Raw genomic sequence first — 22,856 nt, 5'->3', positions numbered from 1 at the left:
AGCTGGAAGGGAATTATGATATGGACATTGATGAAAGATATGGAACTAACCGGCTTAGGCCCACTCGCTTGCGAGTCGAATATATCGAGAACCCGATCGGAATCGACACGCGCGTTCCCCGTTTCAGCTGGGAATTTGCAGAGGCAGCTCGCGGTCAAATGCAATCCGCTTATCAAATTATTGTTGCCGCTGATGAAGCAAGTGCAGCAGCCGGGATCGGACAACAGTGGGATTCCGGGAAAATCACATCTTCCGATACTTTTCATATTGAATATGCGGGAAAGCCTCTCGTCAGCGGACAACGTTATTACTGGACGGTCAAATGCTGGAATCAGGAAGACGAGAAGGGAGAGGCCGGATCGGCAGCTTTTTTTGAAATGGGCATCCTGGATCAACATGAGTGGAAGGCACAATGGATCAGTGCCAGCGAGGAGATTGCAGCTCCATTATTTAGAAAAGCATTCCACGTCGATAAGACGGTAAGGAAGGCCACGGTCTATGTATCGGGACTTGGATACTATGAGTTTTACTTAAATGGCCGCAAGATAGGTGACCATGTTCTGGTTCCGAATTGGACGGATTATGACAATCGCCGGATTGAAGGCCTGCTCTATCCCTTTGACGATCAAACCTCCAAGAGGGTGAGCTATATTCAATATTCCTTAACAGAAGCACTTGCGCAGGGAGATAATGCACTGGGCTTGATGCTGGGCAACGGCTTCTACAACCAGGCTGAAAGAACGATTGAAGGAAAGATGAGCTATGGGTCACCCAAGCTGATCCTGCAGTTGATGATTGAGTACGAGGATGGCTCCGTGGACTGCATCCTAAGCGACGAAAGCTGGACATGCAGCGGGGGCCCGATTGTTTTCAATAATGTATTCTACGGCGAAATTTACGATGCGCGGCTTGAGCAGCGGGGTTGGGCGGACATCGGCTTCAACGATTCCGCTTGGAACAATGCCCGACTTGTTTGTCCGCCAGCCGGACGTTTGACATCGCAACTTTCTCCTCCCGATAAGGTCATCGATACGATTGCTCCCGTCTCCAGAACGGAACTGAAGCCAGGCGTATACATCTTTGATTTTGGCCAAAATATCTCAGGATGGGTCCGGATTCGGTTGACGGGCTCCGCCGGACAACGCGTGATATTGCGATTCGCTGAGGAGATCGGAGAAAACGGCGAACTCGATATGATAAGTACCGGAGGAGAAGATCAGGTACAGACGGATGTTTATATCCTGAAAGGCGGAGGCAAAGAAGAATACGAGCCGAGATTTGTTTGGCATGGATTTCGTTATGCGGAAGTTAACGGATATCCCGGTATTCCGGAGATTACAGATCTGGATGCGGTCGTCGTGCATGCAGCCGTCGCTTCGGCAGGGGGATTCGAATGCTCGGAGCCGCTTCTGAATCAGGTGCAGGCGGCTTACCGATGGTCGCAGCTGACCAACTTGCACGGCGGAGTGCCCAGCGATTGTCCGCACCGAGAACGGCTTGGCTATACCGGGGACGGCCACTTAACCGCCGAAGCGGCCGTATATAACTTTGATATGGCATCGTTTTATACGAAATGGATCGGAGATATTAGCGACTCGCAGAACCGCCAGACCGGATTCGTCCCGCATACGGCTCCGTTCAATGGAGGCGGGGGAGGCGTTGCCTGGGGAAGCGCGTATGTCATTATGCCATGGCTCATGTATCGCATGTATGGTGACAGACGATTGCTTATGGAGCATTACGAAGGGATGAAACGATGGATCGCGTATTTGGGCACTCGCAACGAAGGCGGGTATTTGGTCCGATTCGAAGAACCGGACAGCTGGTTTCTGGGGGATTGGTGCATACCGGGGGAGAGCGAGCTTCCGCCGGTATTGGTCAACAATTTCTATTACGCTCACATATCCAGGATAATGGCACAGGTTGCGGATGTACTTGGTTATACCGAGGATCATCGGCTTTTCTCCAACTTGTTCCGCAATCTATGCCGATCGTTCAACGAAGAGTTTTTCGATCGCGACAAAGCGTGCTATTCCATCGGCAGACAGGGAGCGGATGTTTTCCCTTTCGTGCTCGGCTGCGTTCCTGACGAGAATATCGATCAAGTGTGGGAGCGGGTATTGCAGCACTACCAGGAAGAACTGGACGGACATTTAGATACGGGTATATTCGGGACGTATTTCCTGTTTGATTTACTGAGTGAACGCGGGAAGACTGATACGGCCTTGGGGATGGTGCTAAAAAAGGATTACCCTGGTTATGGGTACATGATCGAGAATGGCGCCACGACTTTATGGGAGTCGTGGGATGGCCATGATTCGCATAATCATCCAATGTTCGGAAGCGTTAGCGCCTGGTTTTACAAGTATCTGGCAGGAATAGCGCCTCATCCAGAATCCGTTGCATTTGGCCAGGCTATATTTAAGCCGTTCGGTACAAGCGTGTTAAGCCATGCATCCGCGTCGGTGCATACTATACGAGGCCTATACTCGATTCGCTGGTCCCGGGAAAACGCCGATCGTTGGGATGTGGACGTGGTCATTCCCCCTAATTGCAGTGCGGATATATATTTTCCTCAGGCGCATAAGGGAAGCAAGTTCACTCTTATTACTGATCATGATACGGGACGATGCATTTGGTGTGTTGATAATTCGGAGCTAGTGAATTGCAACGAATTTTGTTTCCGTCAAGAGGGGGGGAATCTTATTCTGACGATCGGTTCGGGCAGCTACTCTTTTCAATTGGAATAGGTCGATTGATAAGAACAAACGAGTTTCCTTAAAAGTCGCGTAAGGTGCGACTTTTTTTTGATATTTGCACAACGATCCAGTTCTTGCCTAAAGCAAATGAAAAGAACTTGATCTTGAGATTCAATCGGTACAGACGTTTCGTTTTTTATGGTCATCATATACATGTTCCGGTTTATTATTGTAAGCGCACAACCGGACAGCTAGCAGGAGCGCAAACAAGACCATGATGAACGCGGGCCAACCCAGGTTGCTTATAGAAAAACCACCGATCACCATTCCCCCGATTGCCGATCCGATAGCAAAACCGAATTGGATAAGGGGATATCATCCATGTGCCCATCATCCAAATCATGACCAACGGGATGATAGCGTAAATCAAACCGTTTATCCAAGGCAACAGCATGCCGACTTGAAGTGAAAGACCGGTGTAGATGGTGAATCTCGTTCCTTTTTCACTCGCGTCACCAGCATCATCTCAAACGAGGGGCTGAAATAAAAGAGGAAGCAGCTCAAAATAAAGATACCGAGCATCGAAAGCAGCATTTTTTACGATCTACTCGGATGGTTAGGGCAATGACGATAGGAGTGCCAAGGGCTGCGGAAAGGGCGAATGCCATAACGAGCATGCCCGCAAAGATGTCGTTATTCCAAGATCGGCTGCGACCAGAGGGAGAATTCCGCTTATAATGTACTCCACAGTCCCAATGAGAAAAACAGCCAGAGCAAGTAAAGATACGACTAATTTAGGATTCATAGACGATCCGCTCTTTCTTCTATCGGAATCTGGATTTCGATTAGATTGATCATTGAGAGATAAGGTTACATAATAAATAATATGTAAACTAGAATATACAACTTGTATTGTATAAGAGAACCGAGTGTGGGGCGATAAGATAATTTTCTCATTAATTGCCGTGTAAATATCGAATTCTTCCTATTAACAGGTTAACCAGGTATAACTGGCTGGCCTTTTTTATGGTCAGCATTAGATGGCGTTAGCGGGGAGAACGTGGGGCTTTTAGTGGGTAGAACCAGGAGCAAACCATAGCCTTACCTATTACAGAGTATGAAATACCAACAAAAAATGCAGAACCTCATGGCATTACGGTTTATCCTGAAGGTAATGTTTGGTTCGCTGAAGAGTGTAATCAGATTGCATGTTTGAGGGTCGTTTCGGAATGAACTTTCGTTTATTTGGCCACTCTAAATATTTAGAGTGGCCTAACTTATATGATTTTTAGAATGTATGATGATGCCCATAGTCGTTGGGTTGTACGTTTAAAATTATAGGAGTAATAGGGGTAATTCAAATTCACATATAGTATAATGATTACTTCAATATGGGACTGGAAACAGGGAAAGAGGGAACGAATGCCTACAATACTGGTTGCTGACGACGATGCAAACATTCGCGAGCTCGTCTGTTTATTTCTTCGCAACGAAGGTTTCGCAACAGCCGAAGCCGCAGATGGCAAGGAAGCACTAACCGTCTATGCCTCGAAGCAGATCGATCTTGTTGTACTCGATATTATGATGCCGGTTATGGATGGGTGGACGTTATGCAAAGAGCTTCGAAAGGCCAATCCTGATCTCCCGCTGCTTATGCTGACTGCAAGAGGGGAAACATGGGAGAAAGTTAAAGGGTTCGAACTTGGGACGGACGATTATTTGACGAAACCCTTTGATCCGTTGGAGTTAACGGCCCGGGTCAGGGCATTACTGAAACGATATCGGGTGGGTACCGCGCAGACGATCCAGTTCGGCAACATTATCCTTGACCGGCAGACCTATAAGGTAATGAGAGGGACGGAGTCGCTCACGCTGCCGCTCAAAGAGTTCGAATTGCTGTATAAGCTCGCCAGTACACCCGGACAAGTCTATACACGCGGGCAGTTGATCGACCAGGTTTGGGGGATCGATTATGCTGGAGATGATCGAACGATAGATGTACATATTAAACGCTTGCGCGAGCGATTCACAGCTACATCCGTTTTTCGTATTGAGACGGTGCGCGGGCTTGGCTACAGGCTTGAGGTATACGAATGATCAGATCCCTATATACACGCGTGGTTCTGATTTTTCTTGTTGCCGTTATCGGGGGCACGATCATCTCCTTTTTTTTGGCAACTTGGATATTTAAAGATAAATTGAATGAAAATATGCAACTCCCCTTGCTTTATTTCGGCCAGGATATCGCCCGGATTTACGAGAGATTTCCCGCAGGCGAAGCGGACACATATGTAAGCAATATGAATCAGCTGAAATCGTATCATATTCGAATTTACGATACAACAGGTCAGTTCAAGTCTTACGGAGCGCTTCATGGACATAATCTTGCCACAGTGACCATGAAACAAGTGGAAAAAGCAATGAATGGGGAAGTTGTACAAACCAATCCTACTGGTGTTTCAACGACACTTTTAGGATTGCCGCTCACAACTGATACCGGCCCGAAAGCGATGTTTATAGAAAGGATCGCTCCGCCTTCCACCTCGTTTGTAATAAAATGGATATTGAACTTTTCCACCTATTCGTTGCTGGCTGGGAGTCTGTTGATTCTGGTTGCTGCGATGTTCCTGATCAAACCGATCAAACAGCTGACAAATGCGACCCGGCAAATAGCAGGCGGTAATTTCAATGTCAAGCTAAATATTAAGCAAAAGGGTGAACTGGGCATATTAGCTCGCAGCTTTGAAGATATGATGCATGATCTGCAGCAGCTTGAGCAGATGCGAAGGGAATTCGTAGCGAACGTGTCTCACGAAGTTCAATCGCCGCTTACCTCCATATCCGGTTATGCTTTAGCGCTCAAGCAAGTAGACCTCCCGTTTGATGAACGAAGCCGATATCTCGATATTATCATCGCTGAAGCAAATCGGATGTCCAAAATGAGCAATAGTTTGCTACTGCTGAGTCTGCTTGAATCGCAGTCACAGCAGCAGCGGCTCACCACATTCAGCCTTGATGAACAGATCAGACGAGTCATCGTGGCCATCCAGCCGCAATGGTCGGCTCGCAACATCCGGTTCGAGCTTAATTTGAAAGCTGTTCGATTATCGGCTGATCATGATCAATTAAACCAGGTATGGACGAACCTGCTTGGCAATAGCATCAAATTCTCCAAGGACGGCGGCGTTATTCACGTCAGCATCAAGCAGGATATCAAAAGCGTGACCATTCAAATATCCGACAAGGGTATTGGAATTCCCCTCGAAGACCAGAAGCGGATATTCGAGCGTTTTTTCAAGGCAGATCGTTCCCACAGTCGCAAGTATGACGGCAGCGGTATGGGACTTGCCATCGTTAAACAGATCGTATCGCTTCATCAAGGTGACATCCGTGTGGAAAGCGAACCAGGTCGAGGAGCGACCTTCATTGTTACTTTGCCAATCACTCCACCAACCGTTAGTTAGGCTTTTAGGATATGTGGAGGTTCAAAATATCCGTCGGATTGTCTAAACCGTATTCTGATGCGATGTTTCACATACAAGCTTCCTTGTATGTGAGACGTGGCATTTTTTTGTCAGTTCATACTCTGTTCATACAGTCGTCATAGGGAGTACATCTTCGTCTTGTAGAATTTTATTAGCGGATCGTTAGCCCAATTTGAGTTGAAACAGGAGGAGATGAGTTTGACACAAGAAACAGAGAAGAAAACAGGGAGTGGAACAAAAACAATGATAGTGTTAAACATTTTGCTTAAAGTATTTGTCATTCGGAGCAAAAAAGAATGGAGCTTTTTGGTCAATATGTGTCTGTAGATGGAAAACAGATGAATGTCACCATTGAGAATTCTGACACACAAAAACATGAATTATTCAACTCAATTGAATGAGGCCGAGAGTATGTATGCCAATTTTAAAGCTGCTGACAGCTGACATTCCCTTCCAATCTCCTGTTATTTTCTTTATCCACGCGAATCATTCAACAACGGATCGATGGATACCCGAGCACGAAATAGCAGAAAACTTTAGAAGATTTATGAAAGAAATAAATTAATTCATTAATAGGTGATGTGTCAGTTAAATCTCATTAGCGGCAAATGAAGGAATCAAAATGAACAGTTCAAGACAGGAGAAGATGACAGTGACACAACCAGAGGAAAAGAAAACGAGGAATGGATCGATGATAAAAAAAGTGAGAAACATTTTACTTAAAATTATAGGAGCAATCGTTATCGCCATTGTTCTTTTTCTAGGTATTGTCTATATCACGAATGTAATCAGTAGTAATTCGGAGGCGAAACGAATCGAATCCTATGGACAGTTAGTACCTGTAGATGGGAATAATATGAATGTTTTGATTCAAGGAAAAGGCGAAGAAACAGTCGTACTACTACCAGGTTATGGAACAGCAGCACCGGCTCTTGATTTTAAGCCGCTAATAGAAGAGTTATCACCATTTTACAAAGTCGTCATGGTTGAGCCATTTGGTTATGGATTAAGTGATGGAACTGAAAAGGAACGAAGCACAGCGAATATTGTGAGTGAAATTCACGAAGCCTTACAGAGTCTTAGTATTGACCGATATATTCTAATGGGTCACTCCATTGCAGGCATTTATGGACTGGATTATGTGAATAAATATGAAAACGAAGTAAGTGCATTTGTCGGGATCGATAGCAGCGTTCCAACGCAAGGCGGTATGGATGTTAAATTTCCAATAAAAACTTTTAAACTGCTTAAAAAATCAGGTTTCGGCAGATTGATGTTTAAATTTGGTGAGAATCCATATGCTGGACTGCCGTATGATAATGAGACAAAAGAACAAATAAGATTGCTTTCTCTCAAAAACATGTATGAATCCACCACTTTAAATGAAATGGAACATATTTATCCTAATTTTGTTGCAGCTCGAAATTTAAAATTCCAAAAAAATCTTCCGCTTTTATTTTTTATACAATCGAACAACACAGGCGTCAAAGATTGGATACCGCTGCATGAAGAACAAGTTAAAGATTCCGTGCACGGAAAAGTGATTACTCTGGATGGCGATCATTATCTGCATCATACAAAATCCAAAGAGATCGTTAAAGACCTTAGAGAATTTATGAACGAAATAAAGGAAGTGCACTGAAAAAGCATGTAAAAACCGTCCTTGTGGTGGACGGTTTTTTGCTGATCAGATTACCAAAAACTGCTATTAGTTTGAAACTAATCGATCAAGGAACTTATCAGCGTCACTATTAAATAACACCAAATTTATCAACCTAACATTCCGAAGCAGAAGACCAAGGCATTTCTGATAAGGGGGGGCATGCACAAGAAGGAAGACTGTGACAAAGAAAGTTATCTGTCACGGATTTTGATGTACATTTACACAAAACCCGTATTTTGTACATATGTATGTAAACCAGAAAAACCCCATTACAAGCATTTTAATAATATTGTTGTCGGACGACAAGAACTTCTATACAAAAACGACAAGAACTTCTATACTAAGGTGAGTCGCGCTCTTCTGGGCTTTTCCTTCCCGGAAACAAATCAGCGCTACCATTTTAATTCGGTAACGCTGATTTGTTGATTTGTTTTATATTTCTAATCGAGCTACATATTGGTCTACGTATTTTTTAAATTGTTTGTTTTCGCTGGTTGGACTTGAATATACATCCATTGCAACTCCTAATGGATCATAGGTCCTCATTGTGTTAATAATGTATTTACTTCGCTGCGAATAATTCGGACATTTGTATTCTGTAATGGTTTGCTGTTTCATAGTTTGTTTTGTGTAATACGCAACCTCTATGAAATCTTCGGTTGGTTTCTTCAGCTTGATTATAAACTTTGAAATGCTGACTTGCTTCATTGGATAGATATTGGTCCATCTGGGAACTGTTTTAGATTCACTTCTATCACCTGCAATCAATAACCATTCATCAAAAAATTTAAAACAAAAATCTGCTGTGAATTTTTTTAATATCCATCGCAATAATTGGAAATTCCTCTCTTTAAGCTTATTTATCTCTAAGTATTGCTCGTACAGATACTTGAGCTCGTCTCCAATCAGTTTGGTGGCAAAAAGTAAATGGGTTTCACTTAATGTCTTTATATCGTCATTTTCTATATCGTCTGCCCTTCTATTAACACGATAGAAATTGGAATTCTTCAAAATAGATTGTCTCCAAAAAACATAAGCATAAGCATATGGACAAATCCTAGGAAATTCTACTTGACCCGTATTTCGGAGTTCCCTAAATTGTTTAATGCAATGGCTATGTTTATATAGAATCGTCTTACGTAAGTATCGATCGATTGACTTAAATATATCTTTATTATCATCGAATATTGCCTTGTTCTGTTCTAGTGTTAACCTGAAATTACTCCCTCGTATCATATTATTGTGTTGATTGGAAAAGCGTCGTATTTGCTGCGGCTTTATACAACACATTAATTCTAAGCTGGTATGTTGTGGAAGAAAAAGCCATGTTTCATCCTCGACAGCTCCCCCATAATTTGATATCCATTGGAGAACGGACGAATTTTGAAGTACATAAGCTTTATTCCAATCCCGCCATAACCATTTAATTGGATTAGACAAAGCAAAACCACATTTACAAGTAAACGGTTTGCTGAGGCGAACATCACTTAATAGAAAAGGAATTTGCTTAAAGCATTTCGGACATTCCTCCATCAAATCCATCTCATGATAAGGACACTTGTCAATCAATATAAATTGATGCAGCCAGCTATGAAAGCCGGAACTGATGCATTGTTGGCACCATCTCAAATGATTTCTAAACCAAATATTTGGCCAATGGTGGTATTTGTGCAATGGACCGATAATCTTATTGATGGTTTGATTATTCTGATATTTTAGATTAAAGCCTAAGACATTCGTAAGAATATCTTCGTCAAATCCTTCAAGGGTGATAAACTCCCTCCAGATGTTACCTATTGCCGACTTCAACTTTTTTACATCACTACTACCGAATTCACGGATTATAACGTTACGAGCAGCAAGATTTGCCAAAGATACTTTCTCGAAGATGGACCAAGGACTTTCATACTCCTTGGTCCACTCCTTTCTCCAAATAATATTTATTTGTTTCATTATGAATCTGCCCCTTCGTTCGCTAATGCCATATAAATTTCTGATTCAATATATCCGGATAGCTTTAGCGCTTGCTTCCATTGATTTCGGGAAATCCAATCACACCGATCACCATGTGCACCGTAAATTTTCATGGCATTTTCAACAGTAAATGCGAAGTACTCCATTGGGATTTCGAACTCCGCAGAAACACCATGTTCTTTTCGAACTTCGCTAAACAACTCATATAGAACTTTTGCGTCGTGCTCTAATCGAGTTCCTTTATCGTATGCTTCGGTAAAGAAGTACCTGCTGTAACTCCAATCACTATCCGTAGGATATGGTGAAATTTCAGCAGAATCATAACATTTCAATACAAACCGGATATCATCGAGTGACCGTAACCCGCAAAAACGGTGTTCATGAGTCATAAATCTCCCAATAATTTGTGCCTTCTTTTCCTTAAGAAAAAAGGTTCTTCTGTTTAGTAACTCTTCTTGTCCAACAGAAATAACCGATAAGCTAATCCTTTCTTTATCCAGGTCATTATAAATATCCATCAGCCAGTTATAGTGATGCTCAGTTAATCGATGTGCTTCATCCATAACAAGAATTATCCTGCGTTGTGTAGACTTCTCTGCCTTTTCAAGCATAAAAGAGACAATTTGCCTCCTAAGCTCCGAAGGATCCCTTTTATTGGAAAACGGAAACTTGAAGTCAGCAAGCATATCACTGTAAAATTTGATTTCTGTTGGACTCTTATAGAACTTTGTATTTACAATCAAAAGAGGTAATGAGACACCTAATTGATTAGGGAGGTAATCAATTGCAAATTTAACAGCAGAAGATTTACCTAGCCTTGGACGACCGTAAACAATCATACCGGGTATCCGATTATTTACGATTTTGAAGATACCCTCCATTAGACGGAGAACCTCTTTTGTAGGCATTAGATAGTGTCCCATCTCAATTGGATGTGTTCCCACTATAATATTTGGTCGTTCCATTCTATTGCTCCTGTCAGACGTATTTTGTTTTGAACTTAATTAGCATTTTTTCATAGTGCCCTATTTCAATTTCTTGCTGTTGGATTTGATTCATTTCTCTTACCTTATCCAAGGCAGCTTCCTGTGCCTGGGCTGTTTCTAATGCCCGAGTATATTCTTCAGGTGCATTAACCGGTGAATTCTTAGAAGCAGCCTCATTAACTTTGGTGATCTTGTTGAATGTTCCTTTCTTACCTCCTTTTTTTGCATTTTTCATTAAGTAATCTGTGTAGACGAAAATTGGATCATCATTATTTGTGAAATGCAGTAACTTGCGATGAACTAATGAGTTAATCGCTCTTCTAGTCTCTAAGGAATGCGCAGTGAGGGACCATTTTCCAGCGACAGTTAAATAACCAAATTCACTGCCATCATGAAGGAATGCTTTTATGGTTCGGATATCGTCAACATTCACATGGATCTTCAGATCTGTGTTAATTAGATGAGCTGAGTTCGATAACTTCTCACTGCGGTATTCCTCTCCTTCATATTGAATGTAAGGTCTCCTACCCGATGTAATGGAACCTCGGACAGTTCGTGTTATAGAGGTTTGTAAGAACAACATTTCTGATCTCCTCCCTTCCTCCAATCTTCGTGGAAGTAATCCGCTGCTCATGCGTTTTTCGAGTAGTTCAAGAGGCGACTGATGATAAATACCTCCGTGAGGTGTACCGTTATAGTTGGAAATTAATACATCCACCAGTTCTTTTAAATGCTCATAGGATATATTCCATTTAACAGCATTTTTTTCTGGCGAGGTCCTTCTTGGATCATTTGGATTACTACCTGTCGTATTCGGTAATCGATGGAAACCTGATTCCTCAAGTATTTTGAAGAATCTTTCAATTAACCCTCTACGCATGGGAAGAGCAACTGGTCCAAGATTCGTTGTGCAGCCAATTAAATGCTTTAGCCGGTCTCTAACTATATTTGCTAAATGAGCTTTTGCGTTATCAAAACATAACACATCCCAAACTGCCCAGGCAGTTGCATCTGGATACACATTTGAAGGAAACCCACCTGTTTCGTGATAAGTTAATCCTTCAATAGTAAGCTTTATTTTTTCTTTAGGCAAAACGGCATTGCGCACGCAACGCATAACGTCACTGGCACTGTATTCTTTATTTAAGCTAATTACATACCCAATAATGTTACGGGTAGCTACATCAAGAAGTGTTAAGATCCAGAATCGATCCAAGACCACCGTCACCACGTCCCCTTCTGGTGTTACTAATTCCACCACAAATCTGCCGTCAATGCGGTGTCCATCAAATTGGACTCTTTGATATGGCATTAAGATCGAAGGATGGTTTTGTTCGCCTTCCCCTGCACTTCTAGCTTTTTGTAAAGCATCCTCTCCATGTCTTGAAACTGCTGCACTAAAATGGAGATATCCAAGGCGTCTCAAATATCTCTGTAATGCTCTATATCCCATCCACTTGGTTGTAAATGGATACTCCGAGTGGGGTAATCCTTTCTCCCTACATGCATCAATTAATTTCTTATGAATGTACCTGGGTTTCATTGCCGGTTCAAGGGACCTCCTATTGCGACCTAGATACAGGTCATCGATTAAGTCCTTGAGGTCAGGATGTTTTTCTAGGAGTAGGATAAACTCTCCGGACTTTCTTGATTCATTTCGCTTATTTTCAACTATCTTTAATTTATATGGCTTGACTTTTTTATTTGGGATTAACCCCCTGAATCCCCACACAACACCATTTTCATCAAGAATCATGCAACGTTTAATAAGGCGGACCAATTCTTGTCTACCAATTAAGGTTGCATTCTTGATAACTTCTGAAGTTCCTTCCCTTTTGAAGTACATCATAACGGCAGTTTTTCTTCTGAGGTAAACATCCTTATCCACCTCGTCTAATTCATATTCATCAACGGTCGGCCATAATTGGGGATTCTTTTGTTCTTCAAAAAGTCCCTCTATTTCTGTTAGACGAATTCTCACCTTAAACTCACCTCCATTTTGTCTCCCCAAATAGTTTCATCCAGGTCAGCGGCGATTTTTCCTTCATAATAGAGCCAGTGCAGAGTTACTAAGATGTCATACTTCTCTAATTGCCCATGGAGCAACATGTAAAGATCTGATACCTTAATTTTTCTGTGAGACTCGAGTAATTTAGAAACTACTGTACAATGGGTTGGCCTTTGAATATTTTGTATATTTGAAATTATTCTAAGCTTGTTTTCAATAGTGTGCCTTCCCTTTCTTATTGTCTTTTCTGTGCGAACTTCATGGGAAAACCCATTATGGTTACACCAATTAACTTGAGCCTCAATTTGTCTCATTGTACGCTCATATTTTTTATGGGAAGGTTTTAATTCGCACTCATATTTCACTTCAACAAATGTTGGCAAACTGTTAAAATCGCATATCACCATGTCGAATATGCTCTTACGCAGCGTACCATTTATAACGAAGGTTATTTCTTTGGGCTGTTCACAATATGTGTTTACATTGTGATCGCATTCGACAGTCAACCAGTGATCAAATTCCAAGTCACTATATAAAATAACGTCCCTCTTTTCTACCTTAGGACCTCTTGTCTCCCAGTAATTATTTCCATATTTCTTATTTCGAGGGACTATGATTGGTTTGTAATTCATTTAATATTGACCAACCTTTCGCGGTTATCGTTTAGACTCTTGATGTTCTGAATCGCTTTTCCACTACATCATGTTCATCTTAAGTTATTAGTTTTCCATTTATTTCTTCTTCTTTGATCGTTAACTGCTTTGGTATTCCTTTTGATATCTATCTCCAAAATGTGGCTTAAAAATACATTTTTAAGAAATATCATTAATCAAAGCTAATATTTAATGTGGCCTGAACTTACAAATTGTGATGGAGATCTTATTATGTTGACCTGATAAAGCACTTTTTTAGGTTTTTGATATATATTGAAAATGGGCTCATCTTATAGAAGGATCCCAGTTTAATTAGTGGTATATTAATAGACTAACTAATATATATATGATATTGAGTTAAATATTCAGTTTAGTATTCAGTTTTATAAACATTTAATTATTTGATTTTGAATCCTATGAATTTCTCTTTTCTTTGTTAGAGTTCTAGAATCTATTTTTTGTGGGAATACTAGTGAAAAAGAGAGATTATTAGAGGAGAATTTGAGATGAAAAAAGCTTCTTATGACCACGTTGATTGGAGAAACGAATCAAAGTTATATTCCGAAATTGGAAGGCGGATTAGAGGAGCACGCAGAAGTAAAGGTTTTACACAAGTGGAGCTTAGTGAGCGAGTAAAACTCTCTAGGCCTTCCATTTCTTATCTTGAGAATGGTCAGCAGAATATTACATTACACGCTATTTACGAAATTTGTTTCGTACTAGATGTACCAATCCATAAAATTCTTCCCAACAACATTAAAGAAAGTTAAGTGTTTAATATTTTAATTGCATCATCACGAAATAATTAATATGAATGAAGCTCATCTTTTCTTATTTCCCTTCAGTCGACTTTTCAGATTGTTTAAGGCTTCATAATATGCTTGAAGAACCTCATCACTAAGTTTGACTTCGTTGATTACCGCTGAGGCAATCTCCATTTTATCTTGATCAAACAAAAAAACATGATTGCTCTCTTCCGTAAGGTATAAAACTGGGAGCTCCCACTCCCCATCGCGATCTGCAAATTGGAACCACTGGCTTTTTAACATTGAGGGGCTTGAATATACATTGTCATTAAAGATCAGACCGTTTGGTGTAACTTTTGCGATTCCTATTTTAAGGCTGGTGTCGTCGTGCATCTACAATCACCTCTTCTAATTTTTGAAGTGTTACTCTCATCATGCTCATTATTACATAAATTAATACTTATAAGTATTAAATTAATGAAATGATACTTAATCGGGGATGTAAGCCTTCTCGCTCAATGATTACACTACTAATGAGGTGTAATTATGAAACCTACGATTCTTAAATTACTTGGACAGCGTATACGTGACATGAGGAAAGCACTTGGATTATCACAAGAAGAGCTAGCAGAAAAGGTTGGTTGTCACTTTTCCTATATCGGCGGAATAGAACGAGCAGAAAAAAACATCTCTATTTTAAATCTAGAAAAAGTTGCATCTGCACTAGGTACTAACATTGTGGAATTATTTTCATATGGGAAATATACTCGATCTACCCAGAATAGTAAGGATGTATTAATTAATGAATTAACCCAAAAACTTGCTACAATGAAGGTAAATGATTTAAAGAAAGTGGATTTATTTATTAATGAATTTTTTGAATGAAAAACCCAGCATCAGTATTGATGCTGGGTTTTTGGCAGTTTATTCAGTTTTGGGTTCTTACTTAACGCCGGACATTTTGAGAGCAAATTGCTCTCACTCTCTCCCCTTCACCCTTTTAAAGGTGCAAAAATCGCCCCCTGAAAGAAAGGAGCCATCGAAGGCTCCTTTCTTTATATGTACGCCCAGCATGGGCGTCATCTCTACGGTGAAAGTCCGGAATGGGGGCTGGCAAGCGCCTACCATTAGCCAAGAGCAAGGGTGTCCGCTGTGAGGCGGAATCTGAAGGAAGCTGGAGGCAAAAGCACGGCCTGAGGTACACGAATCCAATTTGAGGCGGTTGCAGTCGGATGAGTCACCATAACATGACGAAATCCAAAGCTGCCAAGGGCCGCAGCCGTATACTTGGGCAGGCGCGGGCGGAAAGATGACGTTCTTATCTGGGGAGACCTGCGGGAAACGCGAACTAGACTTCGTAACCAAAGCCGAGAGGCTGTGCTGAACCCGCAGGAGTCAGCAGAGGTCATAGTACGGGAGTACGGGACGCCGGAAACCGGAAGGACCAAACCGAAAGGAGAGAGGAAAACGATGCGTTCGCATGAAGAGCAACGACAGCAGAAAATCTCGCCAGAGAGCTCACGGCAAAGAGAAGCGGTGAAGCCGTCAAGGTATGCCGGAGCGCCGAGTTCTTCGTCGGCACAACTCGCCCCTTCCTCTCGCAAAGACCCTAACGACCTGTTGGAGCGAATGCTCGAAGGAGATAACCTTCGGCTCGCGTACAAGCGAGTGGTCCAAAACGGAGGAGCACCTGGTGTGGACAGCGTAACCGTAGCCGACCTACAGGCTTACCTGAAAACCCACTGGGAAGTGGTGAAAACCGAACTTCTTGTGGGAACGTACAGACCGACGCCTGCCAAACGGGTGGAAATCCCCAAACCCGGAGGCGGCGTAAGGCTGCTCGGCATCCCGACCGTGATGGACCGTTTCCTTCAACAAGCTCTTCTGCAAGTGATGAACCCGATCTTTGACGCCCACTTTTCCTGGTACAGCTACGGCTTTCGCCCAGGAAAACGGGCGCATGACGCCGTGAAACAAGCGCAAACGTACATCCAAAGCGGCCTCAGATGGGTGGTCGACATGGATCTGGCGAAGTTCTTTGACCGTGTGAATCACGACATGCTCATGGCAAGAGTAGCTCGGAGAGTAACGGACAAGCGTGTCTTAACCCTCATTCGGTCCTACCTGAACGCCGGGGTAATGACAGGTGGTGTGGTTGCGAAAACGGAAGAAGGCACGCCGCAAGGCGGGCCATTAAGTCCGCTTCTCGCGAACATCCTGCTGGACGATCTGGATAAGGAACTCACAAAACGAGGATTACGTTTCGTTCGCTACGCGGACGATTGTAACCTCTTCGTTGCCAGTAAACGTGCAGGACAACGCGTGATGGAGTCGGTCACACGCTTCGTAGAAGGAAAGCTAAAACTGAACGTGAATCGAGAGAAAAGCGCGGTAGACCGTCCCTGGAACCGCAAGTTCCTTGGATTTAGCTTTCTAAAGGACAAGATAGCGACGATTCGTTTAGCCCCGCACAGCATCTCGCGATTCAAAGAGAAGGTGCGCGAGCTAACGAACCGAACGCGATCGATGTCGCTGGAGAGTCGGATTACGCGACTAAACCGTTACCTCATTGGCTGGATCGGGTATTTCCGGCTCGCAGCGGCAAAAGGCCACTGCGAGAGGTTTGACCAATGGATCCGCCGAAGGCTCCGCATGTGCCTGTGGAAGCAATGGAAACGCGTGCGAACGCGCATCCGTGAGCTTCGGGCATTGGGAGTTCCGGAGTGGGCCTGTTTTGTCATGGCCAACTCCAGAAGAGGGGCATGGGAGATGTCTCGAAACACAAATAATGCCCTCCCGACTTCCTATTGGGAAGCGAAAGGGCTGAAAAGTTTACTTTCTCGTTATATGGAGCTTTGTTAACCTTTTGGAACCGCCGTATGCGGACCCGCATGTACGGTGGTGTGAGAGGACGGGGGCTAGCCGCCCCCTCCTACTCGATACTAATTTTTTCAATCATTTATTTTTAGTATCGGCAGATTCTCAGGTTAGCAGATCATTTAGCCAGCATTTCTAGGCTGATCTTTTTGAATTATGGCTTCTTATTATTCAACATGTTTTGAATGTGTTTGTAGACTTCTTCACGAATTCTCACATCAAGATTATGCTCATAAATGTTAATGTCAAGGAATTGACCATTTTCATATTCATATCTGAATATTTTAATTCCAGATCCAATATCCTTGGTGTTACCTAGTGTATTTATCATTTCTCTGTATGTCATATCCTTTGTTATTTGAGCCAATTGAGACGACGTTATTTTTCTTATCTCCTTTGTTAATCCTAGAATTTCATTATTATTTGCATCATTTGACTGACTGGAATTGTTGAAGCATCCAAGTAAAGTTGTCATTAAAGGAACAAAAACTAAAATAAAAATAAATGCATTTTTCCGGATATGCATTGCACGTCCCCTTCCTTTTCGCTTGGTTTAGAGTATCGCCTCTAAACTTGAATTAGACTCAATTACCCCTAAGTTGCATCCGCCAAGGTATAGCATTCCGTTGTTATCGTCCGCATCTCCTTTCTAGATTTATATGCCACCATCTGCTTGTATATTATTTTGAGTCTATCATTGAATGCTCGGCAGATGATTGTCCGAAAAGGTTTTTAATACATAACATATTCCATCAGGAAGAACAATGTCCGCTAATTAGGATTAGCAGTATCAGCACCTTTCGGATAATTATCGTTCCCATCCCCTGATAACGTTCTTGGGGTCCAGCCGTATCGCTAGGCGCTACGACTTGTGCCGCCTTCCTGCTAAACTGGGGTAGTACCAGCGTAGCTGACACCACCCGCAAAAACATGGACAAAAATGTAAGAAATATCCGCTTTTGGAGAGTTCTTTTATGGGTGATAAATGTACAATTGCTGCCTGTTCGTTAAACTAACGTTCTCCGTTAGCTTAACAATCAATTCTCGTTCTTTGGGTAATACTCTAAAAATAAATGCTTCCAGTCGTACATAAAATCGCTTTGAAAAGTTCTATTGTAGTAGTTAATATGTTCGTTCCAGAAATCAATTGAATTACAATAATACTTACCTAAAATAAATGATGGGTAGTTATGTACTGAACTTGCCATAATTCTAATTTTTTCTGTCTCCTTCTGATCAATTACATTTATTAAACTTTGTATTATGTACTGGATCGGAAGAATACTCAAATAGATTCTTTCAATATTTCTAGCTCTATCAAAAACGCTTATTTTCTTAAGGTTTGAGATTATACGAGTTTTGCATTGATGATCATCAACTAAGTTCAATTCTTTTATCAATGTATTAACTGAGCGGTAATTAATCTTAAGGTCTTTGTGTAACCAAGATTTATACTTATATAAAATTTGATATAGCACAGGGTTCAGTGGCTCAGATCTAATAAAAATGAAAAGGTAATAAAATGAATCCATTACGTTTTTTGCATACATCTTCTCAAAAATGATTTCCACCTTCTTAAGGAATCCGAATATGAACTTCGTGACTTTCCATACTTGAAGTATTCGCGAGGGGATTAAACTATCCTGCCCGTTAGTTTAAGACTAAATCCCTGTTTTTAGACAAAAACCCCAGCCAAATACTGTTTCTCTACTAGTAATTTCTGCGCGAATTGAGTTAGTGCCTGCATTCCATTTAACTTGAATAGTGATATGTTCAGGACGAATCCGACCATCACTTTCCGGTGGACTCCACAACCAAGATCCATTATAAATTTCTTGATCATTAATCCATAGTCTAAGATGGTCGCTAAAACCAAAAGATATTGTTGATTGAGTTTCCTCAACCACTGAAACAGAACTTTTCGCTTGAACGATTGAATCTTTTACAGATGCATAGAGTCTGTTTAAGTTTAATGTACCATTCTCCTCGGTCACAGTTTTCGTCCAATTTAAATTACTTATACGTGAATCTTCAAAATAAGGATCCGATACAAGCCAATCTGTTATAAACCCTTTGCTTATTATTGGGTTATTCTCGTATTCATCAAATGATTGATCAGAAAGATCCTCTATCGATAAATCTCGAATATAAACTGGCAAGTACCCCCAAAAGCCAATCTTACCCTCTACAGTTCCATGTTGAAGACTAGAAATGATCATTTGAGGAGTTTCAGTATCTCCAACATATACTTTCGCAATTTTTTGATGCACTTCAAGAGTAAATTTAATCCACTCACCTACTATATAAGGTGCATTCACTAAATAATTCGGACCATTATAAATTTGCCAAGTTGTTGACCCGTTCATTACAGGATCATATTGGATTTCTCCGTTTCCATCGTTATTGCCTGGAGAAAGATATATCAATTCATAATTTGATGAATCACGCGCACCAAAGACAAGTCCAATAAATCCCGGAGCCTCTGGAATTGCGACATATGCTTGTAAGCGAAATGCTTCTAGTTTTATATCACTTTTCAAAAAGGTGGCAACACCATTTTTATTTAAGTTTAATGCTTTAAAGTTGTGCCATTCACTTACTTGTGCATCTGAATCACCAAGGTCAAATTGGTCCAAATCATCTACTAAGCTCCAATAACGCGATTGTGAATGCACATTAACTTTTTTCATTCAGTATCCTCCAATTGTATTACTTTAACATTAATATTAGGGAACGTTTGTTCTTGCGTCAATATAAAAGAATTACGCAATCCTGCCCTTAAGCTTAATGAAGGCAGCAGCCGCTCATACTGGCCGGCTGCCTTAGATGTAGATATTGAGCTATCGTACACGTTAGCGAAACCAATGAAATTGCGATTAATTTTTATCTGAATCAGGGTGAAGATTATTTTCGATTACAAAGAAATGATTAAAAATACCTATTACACATATTTTATTGTCCACGTCCCCGAAAATATAAGATTCGGCTGTCATATAAAAAAATAAATGCGTAAGATGTGACGCCAACAAATCATTCTCAGAATGAAAGCAATTCGAACTATCGGCAGGATTGCATTTAAGCCCTTGGACATTTTGTAGAAACATTTTATAATCTTTAGAACTAGGCTTTGTAAAAGCCATTAGCAGCAATAGCAGTGCGATTAGAAATACCACATATCTCTTCTTAATAATCCCTTCCCCCTAACAGAGTTCTCCATTCTTTTATTCTGAATACAACATAAAGCCAGCATTAGTGCCATAAAAGTAACATTCTATCTTATAATTGCATCCTTATGACAAGAAGTCCTCTCTCATATTGTAAATTTATACCTTCCCGTCTCTATTTAGACGCCCAAAAATAGTAAAAGTTGTATTAAACTGCCCGTTAGCGCAACGAAGGCAGCCGATCCATGAGTCTGTAGTCAGCCAATCTATGGATGGAAACTTTTTCAAGTTCACCCGCGTCTAACATACGAATAGAGATTGTTGGTATGCATTCGGAAAGAACGCTGCCGTCATGAGAACAGGAGTGGGTACTATGAAAAAGCTTCTATGCACGTTCGCCGTCATCGGTGCATTATCCGTCGGTACAACCGCGTTCGCCACCGTGGATATCGGCATTACGGTGAGGAGCAAGCCGATCGCGACCGACAGTCCGCCCATCTACGATCAGGGACGGGTGCTCGTGCCGATCCGAGCTGTCTCCGAAGCACTGGGCGCCGCCGTCGATTGGGATGCGAAAACGGACACCGTGGTCGTCCGCAAATGGTCGCAGACGATTAAGCTGACCGTCGGGAAGAAGACGGCCGCGACCGAGACGTTGGGGAATAACTCGTCCTCGTCGGGTCCGATTTCGCTCGACGTGCCAGTGAAGGCCGTCCATAATCGCGTCTATGTGCCTCTGCGCTTCGTCTCCGAGCAGTACGGCTACAAGGTGGAATGGAAAAACAACACGGTCGCCATCGAGTCGCCACTCTCGGATAAGCAGCGGGACGCGCTCTATACCGGCGATCTGGCCGCAAGCAGGAATCTGGTCATGGTAGCGATGTTCACTGGAGCCCATTACGAGCATACGCCACTGCGGACGCTCCACGAATTCGAGGACTACAGTACCGCCTTCCTCTTTCCCGAAGGAGAGGCACTCCGCTTCTTCACCATCGAGGGCAACGAGACGGCGACCTATTACGAATACAAGGACGATTTCCTTGTCGCGACATGGCAGGCCCATTTTGACGGAACCATTGGAGATAGCTTTCAACTGCTGCTGGAGGAAAAGCTGAAGGACCGTACGGGTCCGACGCCGAAAATCGACAAGCCCCTGGTATTCTATAGCAGAGGCATTGCCGGAGATTCCAGCACGGAGGAAAGCGGCCTGATCGGACTGGACGGTAAGGTCACCCGGATCGGCTTCGAGCATACAGTCGGCGGTTCCGTGACCGACTCGTCCGGAAAGCTAACCGTGACGCAGCCGGACGAGGTGCGCAAGGAGGTCGTTCCCATCCCGCAAAATTAACAGCCTCAGCGGATGTTCAAGTCTATTGCTTCTATCAGGAGGGGCCGGTAGGCAAAAGGGATGGGATAAGATTATAAGTTCTTGTCCTTTTCGGATACCGATACATGTCTTGGGAAAGAACATGTATCACGAAAAAAACAAAAATCCGCGAACTCCGCGGACCCGATACGTTATATGTTCTTATCCTCCGACACATCCGTCAGGCAGTATCGGAGGATTAACTGAATAGACCCAGATCATAATAAGAGTCTTGGCGTTTAACGTGATTTTTTCGGATAAAAAATAAGTTGGGGCTACCGCGTGGCGCAGCCCCTTCGAAGTTGAACTAACGTTTCCCGTTAGTTGAACGGCTAATCGCAATTTCTCTTGACGGTCAGTTGACCTTTAGAGTTTTTCAATTGCTGATTTAATCGGTTCATTAAAGAGTGGCTTTTCTTTTGATTTAGCCCAATAAATAGTGAGTATATTTCCTTTCTCATGCAAAAAAGGATACGTTGTGAATTTGGCGTCTTTCATCTGCTTATTAAATTCTTTAACTCCGGATTTACGAGCTGCTTCAGTACTAAAAATATAGAAATAAACAAACTCAGGATCAGTGTGATCTGCTGTTGCTTCGCCTTCAATCGAGTTTACTTCTGGAATAATTCCATTCAATGTTGGTAAAGTACCTGTCATCCCGAATGATGCCAATTTTAAATTCTGTGATTCAATAGCTACAATAACATCTTGCAAACTATACTCATTTTTTTTGACATTGTTATCTTTAGAGCAACCAACTAGTGCAATCATACATACGATGAAAATAATCCCATACCTAGATCTTAACATAATTTGGCCTCCATTCACGCTTAACCTCATATTACCATAATTGGAACTATCCTCCCTCTATGGAGAATCACTTTGCTCTTAAATTCTCGCATTTTCTTAGGTTTTTGGCCAAGTGTTCTTCTTAACAGATAACATCTCAATAGAACGAAATTGTAAATGAAGAAATTTATGGGGCTGTTGGAGGCACAATAAGTCTCCTCCCAGACCACTCCTTGTAGAAAGTGGCTACTCAGGTAAAGTATGGTTGCACCTTTGGATCTCCACATGGCTCATGGCGGTGAACCCTCCCACATCTCACAGAGTCTACGCTCCCACATTCCTTCATTCAACCTGTCCATAAGGTGGAGGTCAGATATGCTGCCCGACAGGATCTTCGTCCGTAAGGATAGTGCCGTTCCGACTCATCCGTGCTTCTTGTTATCTGT

General features: G+C 42.1%; 16 protein-coding genes and 1 pseudogene. 9 read left to right on the top strand and 8 right to left on the bottom strand.

The window, feature by feature from the left end:
* Positions 1–20 precede the first annotated feature (20 nt).
* From IEY46_RS10170 to IEY46_RS10150, 5 genes and pseudogenes are all read left to right on the top strand, one after another.
* Entirely contained in the window at positions 21–2,750 is a 2,730-nt protein-coding gene (locus IEY46_RS10170; protein ID WP_188991898.1) for a family 78 glycoside hydrolase catalytic domain, read from the top strand.
* A gap of 1,041 nt (positions 2,751–3,791) precedes the next feature.
* Positions 3,792–3,932 (top strand): annotated as a pseudogene (locus IEY46_RS10165) (Virginiamycin B lyase); the annotation flags it as partial.
* Positions 3,933–4,121: 189 nt separating this feature from the next.
* The gene (locus tag IEY46_RS10160) at positions 4,122–4,796 is read left to right on the top strand and encodes a response regulator transcription factor (protein WP_188991896.1); all 675 of its coding nucleotides are present in this window, start codon (positions 4,122–4,124) and stop codon (positions 4,794–4,796) included.
* Positions 4,793–6,163, top strand: a complete 1,371-nt coding sequence (locus IEY46_RS10155) for a sensor histidine kinase (RefSeq protein WP_188991894.1) — start codon at positions 4,793–4,795, stop codon at positions 6,161–6,163. Before IEY46_RS10160 ends, IEY46_RS10155 begins: the two co-directional genes overlap by 4 nt.
* A 673-nt stretch (positions 6,164–6,836) precedes the next feature.
* Positions 6,837–7,826, top strand: a complete 990-nt coding sequence (locus IEY46_RS10150; RefSeq protein WP_188991892.1) for an alpha/beta hydrolase — start codon at positions 6,837–6,839, stop codon at positions 7,824–7,826.
* A gap of 453 nt (positions 7,827–8,279) precedes the next feature.
* On the opposite strand, the gene IEY46_RS10145 is transcribed toward IEY46_RS10150, so the two are convergent.
* From IEY46_RS10145 to IEY46_RS10130, 4 genes are read right to left on the bottom strand one after another with little or no spacing between them, the layout of a single operon-like run.
* Positions 8,280–9,800, bottom strand: a complete 1,521-nt coding sequence (locus tag IEY46_RS10145; protein WP_188991890.1) for a hypothetical protein — start codon at positions 9,798–9,800, stop codon at positions 8,280–8,282.
* The gene (locus IEY46_RS10140) at positions 9,800–10,786 is read right to left on the bottom strand and encodes an ATP-binding protein (protein ID WP_188991889.1); all 987 of its coding nucleotides are present in this window, start codon (positions 10,784–10,786) and stop codon (positions 9,800–9,802) included. The genes IEY46_RS10145 and IEY46_RS10140 overlap by 1 nt, the downstream gene beginning before the upstream one ends.
* 13 nt (positions 10,787–10,799) lie before the next feature.
* Entirely contained in the window at positions 10,800–12,788 is a 1,989-nt protein-coding gene (locus tag IEY46_RS10135) for a TnsB C-terminal domain-containing protein (RefSeq protein WP_188991887.1), read from the bottom strand.
* Positions 12,785–13,447 (bottom strand): TnsA endonuclease N-terminal domain-containing protein, encoded by a 663-nt coding sequence (locus tag IEY46_RS10130; protein ID WP_188991885.1) that lies wholly within the window; start codon positions 13,445–13,447, stop codon positions 12,785–12,787. The genes IEY46_RS10135 and IEY46_RS10130 overlap by 4 nt, the downstream gene beginning before the upstream one ends.
* 527 nt (positions 13,448–13,974) lie before the next feature.
* Here IEY46_RS10130 and IEY46_RS10125 point away from each other — a divergent pair.
* Positions 13,975–14,238, top strand: a complete 264-nt coding sequence (locus IEY46_RS10125) for a helix-turn-helix transcriptional regulator (RefSeq protein WP_188991883.1) — start codon at positions 13,975–13,977, stop codon at positions 14,236–14,238.
* 51 nt (positions 14,239–14,289) lie between these two features.
* On the opposite strand, the gene IEY46_RS10120 is transcribed toward IEY46_RS10125, so the two are convergent.
* Positions 14,290–14,607: a hypothetical protein gene (locus IEY46_RS10120; protein WP_188991881.1), complete on the bottom strand. Its 318-nt coding sequence runs from the start codon at positions 14,605–14,607 to the stop codon at positions 14,290–14,292.
* A 153-nt stretch (positions 14,608–14,760) separates the two neighbouring features.
* Here IEY46_RS10120 and IEY46_RS10115 point away from each other — a divergent pair, with 153 nt between their 5' ends.
* Positions 14,761–15,099, top strand: coding sequence for a helix-turn-helix domain-containing protein (locus tag IEY46_RS10115; RefSeq protein ID WP_188991879.1), 339 nt, complete (start codon positions 14,761–14,763; stop codon positions 15,097–15,099).
* Positions 15,100–15,684: 585 nt separating this feature from the next.
* The gene (ltrA, locus tag IEY46_RS10110) at positions 15,685–17,076 is read left to right on the top strand and encodes a group II intron reverse transcriptase/maturase (protein ID WP_188993680.1); all 1,392 of its coding nucleotides are present in this window, start codon (positions 15,685–15,687) and stop codon (positions 17,074–17,076) included.
* Positions 17,077–17,245: 169 nt separating this feature from the next.
* Here ltrA and IEY46_RS10105 read toward each other — a convergent pair whose 3' ends face one another.
* Positions 17,246–17,617 (bottom strand): hypothetical protein, encoded by a 372-nt coding sequence (locus IEY46_RS10105; protein WP_188991878.1) that lies wholly within the window; start codon positions 17,615–17,617, stop codon positions 17,246–17,248.
* Between the two features lie 1,135 nt (positions 17,618–18,752).
* Positions 18,753–19,781: a hypothetical protein gene (locus IEY46_RS10100; RefSeq protein ID WP_188991875.1), complete on the bottom strand. Its 1,029-nt coding sequence runs from the start codon at positions 19,779–19,781 to the stop codon at positions 18,753–18,755.
* Positions 19,782–20,628: 847 nt separating this feature from the next.
* Between IEY46_RS10100 and IEY46_RS10095 the strand changes: the two genes are divergently transcribed.
* Positions 20,629–21,603, top strand: coding sequence for a stalk domain-containing protein (locus IEY46_RS10095; protein ID WP_188991873.1), 975 nt, complete (start codon positions 20,629–20,631; stop codon positions 21,601–21,603).
* Positions 21,604–21,987: 384 nt separating this feature from the next.
* On the opposite strand, the gene IEY46_RS10090 is transcribed toward IEY46_RS10095, so the two are convergent.
* A complete protein-coding gene (locus IEY46_RS10090) occupies positions 21,988–22,431 on the bottom strand; it encodes a hypothetical protein (protein WP_229750214.1) in 444 nt (147 codons plus the stop codon).
* Positions 22,432–22,856 lie beyond the last annotated feature (425 nt).

It is taken from the genome of Paenibacillus nasutitermitis (assembly GCF_014641075.1).
In the GTDB taxonomy this organism is placed as follows: domain Bacteria; phylum Bacillota; class Bacilli; order Paenibacillales; family Paenibacillaceae; genus Paenibacillus_Z; species Paenibacillus_Z nasutitermitis.
Note: the sequence above shows the minus strand (reverse complement) of the source record. Positions and strands in the feature narration are given on the sequence as shown.